Genomic DNA, 6235 nt, shown 5'->3' on the forward strand with positions numbered 1-6235 from the left:
CGTCGCGGCGCTGACCGGGCTGGACGCCTCGCACGTCGTGTTCACCTCCGGGTCGAACATCGGGCTCGACCTGCTGCTGGGCAGCTGGACCGGTCCGCGCACGGTGGCCTGCCTGCCCGGCGAGTACGGCCCGAACCTGGCGATCATGGCGGGCAACGACTTCCAGGTGCGCGCACTGCCCGCCGACGGCGCAGGCCGGCTCGACGTCGACGCCGCCGAACGCGCGCTGGCCGACGATCCGCCCGCCCTGGTGCACCTGACGCCGTTGGGCAGCCACCGCGGGCTCGCCCAGCCGCTGACCGCGATGACCGAGGTGTGCCGCGCGCTGGGCATTCCCCTGGTGGTCGACGCCGCGCAGGCGCTGGGCCATCTCGACTGCGCGGTCGCGCCCGATGCGATCTACTCGTCGTCGCGCAAATGGCTGGCCGGCCCGCGCGGGGTCGGGGTGCTGGCGCTGCGGCCGGACTTCGCGCAACGGCTGCGGCCGCGGCTGCCACCCGCCGAGTGGGGGCTGCCGATGAGTGTGATCGACAAGCTCGGGCAGGGCGAGTCCAACGCCGCCGCCCGCGTCGGTTTCGCGGTCGCGGTCGGCGAGCACCTGGCGCTCGACCCGCCGCAGATTCGGCAGGAACTGGCCGCGGTCGGCCGACTCACCCGTGCCGCACTGGCCGGCGTGCCGGGCTGGCGGGTGGTCGAACCCGCCGACGAACCGAGCGCGATCACCACGCTGGAACCGCTCGACGGCGCCGACCCCGAGCGGGTGCGTTCCTGGCTGATCGCGAACCGCGGCATGGTGACCACCTTCGCCGGCGCGGCGCGGGCGCCCTTCGAGATGACCGCGCCGGTGCTGCGGCTCTCACCCCACGTCGACACCGTCGACGACGACCTGGCGCTGTTCGCCGCCGCACTCGCCGACGCGACGAAGCAGGCCTGCTAGCACTTGTGGGCCGTGAGCAGGTACGCGGGGAGTTTGATGCGGCCCTTGTCGTCGGTGTCGTGGGCCGACATGTCGGGCGCGTCGGGGCCCAGGAACGGGTTGGCGTGGATGAACGCCGGCCGCACGTCGTCGACCTCCCAGTGCGCCGACACCGCCGCCCGCAGTTCGTCCTCGTCGACCGCGTTCGGCTTCATCTCGGCCTCGGCCGGGAACGCGCTCTCGGCGAACACCAGCACGTAGAAGCGCGCGCCCGGCGCGGCGGCGCGGTGCACCGAACGCAGATAGCCGTCGCGGCCGTCGACGGGCAGGGAGTGGAACAGGGTGCTGTCGACCACGGTGTTGAACCGGCCGTCGTAGCCCTTGAACGCCGTGATGTCGGCCTGGGCGAAGCTAGCGGTGGCCAGACCGCGCAGCTGGGCGGCCTGATTCGCCGCGGCAATCGCGGTGGGGCTCAGGTCGATGCCGACCACCGTGTAACCGTCGGCCGCCAGGGTCAGGGACAGTTCGGCGTGGCCGCAGCCGGCGTCGAGCACGTCGCTGCGAAATGCGCCCGCCCGGTGCAGCGCCGCCAGCTCGGGCTGCGGTTCTCCGATGTTCCACGGCGGCGGGCCCTCGAATCCGCCCTGCCCCCGGTACGCGTTGTCCCAGTCCATCACTTCAGCAGACATGCGAACCAACCTAGTCGGGCCCGTCCCACGTGTGCACAGGCTCGTTGCTGTGCATCCGCTGGCAGTACAGGCGCAGCATCTCGGCCAGCGCCGCAGGCCGGGCGAGACCGCGTTCCTGCAGCGCACGCACGGTTTCGGTCTGCCACACCGCGCCGTTGCGGCCGGTCTTGGCACGCCCTTCGACCACGCCGAGGTAGCGGTCACGCACCTCCGCGGCCACCCCCCACCGGCGCAGTCCCTCCTCGGCCATCGGCAGCAGCTGGCGCAGCACCAGCTCGTCGGGCGTCACCTCGCCCAGCCCCGGCCAGTACAGCCGCGCGTCCATGCCGTGCTGCGCGGCCTCGGAGAAGTTGTGGTGCGCCGCGGCGAAGCTCATCTTCGTCCACACCGGCCGGTCCTCCTCGGACAACGTGCGCAGCATGCCGTAGTAGAAGGCCGAATTGGCCATCATGTCGAGCACCGTCGGCCCCGCGGGCAGCACCCGGTTCTCCACGCGCAGATGCGGCTTGGCGTCGGCGCCGCTCCCGACGATGTCGTACACCGGCCGGTTCCACCGGTACACGGTGCCGTTGTGCAGCCGCAGCTCCGAGAGCTTCGGGGTCCGGCCTGCAGCCAGTTCGGCCACCGGGTCCTCGTCGGACAGGTCGGGCAGCAGCGACGGGAAGTACCGGACGTTCTCCTCGAACAGATCGAAGATCGACGTGATCCACCGCTCGCCGAACCACACCCGGGGCCGCACCCCCTGGGCCTTCAACTCGTCGGGCCGGGTGTCGGTGGCCTGGGTGAACAGCTCGATGCGGGTCTCGGCCCACAGCTCGTGGCCGAAGAAGTACGGCGAGTTGGCGCCAAGGGCCAGCTGCGGGCCCGCCAGCACCTGGGCGGCGTTCCAGTTGTCGGCGAAGTCGGCGGGGGAGACCTGCAGGTGCAGCTGCATGCTGGTGCACGCCGACTCCGGCGCGATGTTCGGGGTCTGCAGGCTGAGCCGTTCCGGCCCGGTGATGTCGATCGAGATGTCCTCGCCGCGCGCGGTGAAGATCGAGTCGTTGAGCGCCTGGTAGCGCGTCGACTCGCTCATCCAGTCCCCGGAGAAGAGATGCTCGGGCATCAGGGTGGGCAGGATGCCGATCATCACGATGTGCGAGCCGCTCGAGGCGGCCTTGCCCTCGGCGGCGTTGAGGCTGGCCCGGACGTCGGCCTCCAGGTCGAGGCCCGCCCGCCCGGGCAGCGGCCGGGGCGGCACGTTGAATTCGATGTTGTAGGCGCCGAGTTCGGTCTGGTAGGCCGGGTCGGCGATGGACGCGAGCACCTCGGTGTTGCTCATCGCCGGCTGGTAGTCGCCGTCGACCAGGTTGCACTCGATTTCCATGCCGGTCAGTGGGCGCTCGAACTCGAAGCTGGACTGCGCGAGCATCGTCTCGAACACGTCGAGGCAGAGCTGGACCTTGCGCCGGTACTCGCGGCGATGCTCGCGGCTGAACTCGGTCCGCTTCAGTTCTTCGCCCACACCGCCGATGCTAGTGACGCCGGCGTAGGTAAACCGCGGATCGCGACGCGGTTGACCCATGGCGAGCCGGGTAGCCGCGCGCCATGGACATCACCGTGACCTTCCTCGGCAACGCGACCACGCTGATCACGGCCGACGGCATAACCCTGCTGACCGACCCGAACTTCCTGCACCGCGGCCAGCGCGCCTACCTGGGCTACGGCCTGGTGTCCAAGCGGCTGCACGATCCCGCACTCGACGTCGACCGGCTGCCGGCGCTGGACGCGGTGGTGCTCTCACACATGCACGGGGACCACTGGGACCGCGTCGCCCAGGCCCGGCTCGACAAGAAGCTGCCCGTGTTGACCACCCCGCACGCGGCGAAGCGGCTGCACCACCGCGGCTTCGCGCATGCCGCCGGACTGCGCACCTGGCAGCGGCACACCCTGACCAAGGGCGAGAGCACCGTCGTGGTGACCGCGCTGCCCGGGCGGCACGCCCCGACACCGATCGACCGGTTCCTGCCGCCGGTGATGGGCTCGATGCTGGAGTTCTCCCGGGCCGGCGGCGCGACGCGGCGGCTGTACGTCTCCGGCGACACGCTGCTGGTCGAGGAGCTCGGCGAGATACCGCGCCGGTACCCGTCGATCGACGCCGGGCTGCTGCACCTCGGCGGCACCCGGCTGCCGTTCGGCCGCCACCTGCCCATCGGCCTGACGGTCACCATGGACGGTGAGCAGGGTGCGGGCCTTACCGAACTGCTCGACCTGCCGAAGGTGATCCCGGTGCACTTCAACGACTACGGCGTCTTCGCCTCGCCGCTGTCGGACTTCCACAAGGCGATGGCGCAGCGCGGGCTGGCCGAGCGGGTGGTCGAAGTCGGCCGCGGCGAATCGGTGACGGTCTGATCGACGCCGCTACAGCTCGCTCAGCGGCGTCGGCTTCAGCAGCAGCGTCGCGACGACGCTGATCACCGCCGTGGTCACCAGGTAGGCGCACGCCAGCCACGGTGTGCCGCCCGCCGCGGCGATCAGCGCGGTGAGGATCAGCGGCGTCAGCCCGGAGGCGTACACGCCGGACAGCTGGTAGACCGTCGACAGCCCGGTGTAGCGGATCCGGGCGGGGAACAGCGACGCGTAGAGCGTGCCCTGGGCGCCGTAGAACCACGCGTGGATCACACCGAACACGATCAGCAGCGCGACCGTGAACGCGGTGACCGTGCCGGTGCCGAAGAGTGCGAACGCCGGGAACACCGCGACCGCGTAGGCCGCGATGCCGCTCGCATAGACCAGCCGGGGGCCGTAGCGGTCGGCCAGCAGGCCGGACACCGGCAGCAGCGCCGCCATCAGCAGCGCCGACGCGGTCACGGCGAACAGCACCGGAACCTTCTCCAGGTGCAGCGTGCCGGTGGCATAGGAGATGGCGAACACGCCCCAGGTGTTGAATGCGGCGCCCTCGCCCCACCGGCTGAGCAGCCCGAGAACCGTCGGGCGCAGCGACGGTGGCCGGAAGACCTCCTTGACGGGCACCGCGGAGCGGTCGCCGTCGGCGCGGACCTTCTCGAAGGCCGGCGTCTCGGCGGCCTTCAACCGCACCACGATCCCGAAGATCACCAGCACGATGCTGACGAGGAAGGCGATGCGCCAGCCGTAGGACTCGAACGCGTCCTCGGGCAGCGCGATCTGCAGCAGCGCGAACACCCCGGTGCCCAACGCGAGGCCGAGTGCGAGACCGACCTGCGGCACACTGCCCGAGAAGCCGCGCCGCCGCGGCGCGCTGTGCTCGACGGCGAGCAGCACGGCGCCTGCCCATTCGCCGCCGAGGGCGAAGCCCTGGACGATGCGCAGGAGCAGCAGCAGGATCGGCGCCAGCACGCCGATCTGCGCGGCGGTGGGCAGCAGCCCCATCAGCGCGGTGGCGCCGCCCATCAGCACCATCGTCAGCGCCAGGGTGCGTTTGCGGCCGATCCGGTCGCCGATGTGGCCGAACACGACACCGCCGATCGGCCGGACCACGAAGCCGACCGCGAACGTCGCGAACGACAGCAGCGTGCCGACCAGTGAACTCTGATCCGGGAAGAACGCCTGGTTGAAGATCAGGCTGGCGGCGGTCGCGTAGAGGAAGAAGTCGTACCACTCGATGGTCGTCCCCACCAGGCTGGCCAGCAGTGCGGTGCGCGCGGTGGCCGGGTCGGGGGCCGGCGCCTCGGCGGACGGCGTGTCGGTGACGCTCACGCTGCGCTATGAGACCCGACGGCGGAAGGCCCGACAAGGGTTGCGCGCGTGACGATCAGAAGTCGCGGGCGCGGGCCGCGACCACCAGTGCGCGCAGGGCGGCGGCGTCGACGGAGCCGGGGTCGACCGGTTCGCCGATGCGCACCTGCATCGCAGTGCGGTGGAATCCGCCTTCCTTGGGCAGCACGTCGCGGGTGCCCAGCAGCGCGACGGGCACCAGGGGCACCCCGCAGTCCCTGGCGAGATGGATGGCGCCAGAACGGAACTCGCCGACCGACCCGTCCCGGCTGCGGGTGCCCTCGGGGTAGACGACGACGGTGCGGCCCCTGGCGAGCGCGGGCCGCGCGGCCGCGAGCAGCTCGGAGTAGGTGCTGCCGGTGGTGCGGCGCACCGGCAGCCCCCCGGCCAGGGCGGTGATCAGCACCCGCCGCACCGGATCGTCGAACCAGTAGTCGGACGCCGCAGCGAACACCGGCTGCGCCGACGCGGGCAGGGCCGCCATCAGGGCGGCGGTGTCGGCGTGCGAGCCGTGGTTGGCCACCACCACGCAGCCGCCGGGACGGCGCCAGCGACCCACCACCGTCAGGCCGCCCGACAGCCGGCAGGCGGTTCGCCACAGCCGGTGGCGCAGCAGGCAGGCGATGCGGATCGCGAGCGCCATCAGGCCGCCAGTTCCCGGCGGGCCGCCCGCAGCCGCCCGCTCGCCGTGAGCACCGACCCGGCGACGATGAGGACGCAGATGTGCGGGATGGCGTGCGGCAGTGCGGTGGCGACGACCACGGCGAGGCAGCGCTCGGTCTTGCCGAAGGGGCCGCCGTTGCGCCGGGTGGCACCGGCGCCCGCGCCCGCCAGGGCGGCGAAGGTGGGCTGGGTCGCCGCGAGCGCGGCCGTCAGCACCCATGCGACGGGTGTG

Annotated in this window: 6 protein-coding genes and 1 pseudogene; 2 read left to right on the forward strand and 5 right to left on the reverse strand. The window is 71.9% G+C overall.

Features of this window, described 5'->3' with window-relative positions:
* On the forward strand, positions 1-937 hold a 937-nt coding region (gene egtE / locus Q2100_RS24475), incomplete at its 5' end, for an ergothioneine biosynthesis PLP-dependent enzyme EgtE (protein ID WP_302916141.1).
* On the opposite strand, the gene Q2100_RS24480 is transcribed toward egtE, so the two are convergent.
* Positions 934-1605: a class I SAM-dependent methyltransferase gene (locus Q2100_RS24480; protein ID WP_302916142.1), complete on the reverse strand. Its 672-nt coding sequence runs from the start codon at positions 1603-1605 to the stop codon at positions 934-936. The genes egtE and Q2100_RS24480 overlap by 4 nt on opposite strands.
* A 10-nt stretch (positions 1606-1615) precedes the next feature.
* Positions 1616-3109, reverse strand: coding sequence for a glutamate-cysteine ligase family protein (locus tag Q2100_RS24485; protein ID WP_302916143.1), 1494 nt, complete (start codon positions 3107-3109; stop codon positions 1616-1618).
* 83 nt (positions 3110-3192) lie between these two features.
* On the opposite strand from Q2100_RS24485, the gene Q2100_RS24490 reads away from it, so the two are divergent.
* Entirely contained in the window at positions 3193-3996 is an 804-nt protein-coding gene (locus Q2100_RS24490) for an MBL fold metallo-hydrolase (RefSeq protein WP_302916144.1), read from the forward strand.
* Positions 3997-4005: 9 nt separating this feature from the next.
* On the opposite strand, the gene Q2100_RS24495 is transcribed toward Q2100_RS24490, so the two are convergent.
* The 3 genes and pseudogenes from Q2100_RS24495 to Q2100_RS24505 all read right to left on the reverse strand — a co-directional run.
* Complete coding sequence (locus tag Q2100_RS24495; protein WP_302916145.1) at positions 4006-5322, reverse strand: MFS transporter; 1317 nt, start codon at positions 5320-5322, stop codon at positions 4006-4008.
* Between the two features lie 55 nt (positions 5323-5377).
* Positions 5378-5983 (reverse strand): lysophospholipid acyltransferase family protein, encoded by a 606-nt coding sequence (locus Q2100_RS24500; RefSeq protein WP_302916146.1) that lies wholly within the window; start codon positions 5981-5983, stop codon positions 5378-5380.
* Positions 5983-6235, reverse strand: a pseudogene (locus tag Q2100_RS24505) (CDP-alcohol phosphatidyltransferase family protein); the annotation flags it as partial. The pseudogene Q2100_RS24505 and the gene Q2100_RS24500, both read right to left, overlap by 1 nt.

It is taken from the genome of Mycolicibacterium arseniciresistens, assembly GCF_030519285.1.
Classification (GTDB): domain Bacteria; phylum Actinomycetota; class Actinomycetes; order Mycobacteriales; family Mycobacteriaceae; genus Mycobacterium; species Mycobacterium arseniciresistens.

Excerpts from the sequence above, each read along its gene's own strand:
- Q2100_RS24480 (WP_302916142.1), bottom strand. The coding sequence starts at position 1,605 with ATGTCTGCTGAAGTGATGGACTGGGACAACGCGTACCGGGGGCAGGGC.
- Q2100_RS24490 (WP_302916144.1), top strand. The coding sequence starts at position 3,193 with ATGGACATCACCGTGACCTTCCTCGGCAACGCGACCACGCTGATCACG.
- Q2100_RS24500 (WP_302916146.1), bottom strand. The coding sequence starts at position 5,983 with ATGGCGCTCGCGATCCGCATCGCCTGCCTGCTGCGCCACCGGCTGTGG.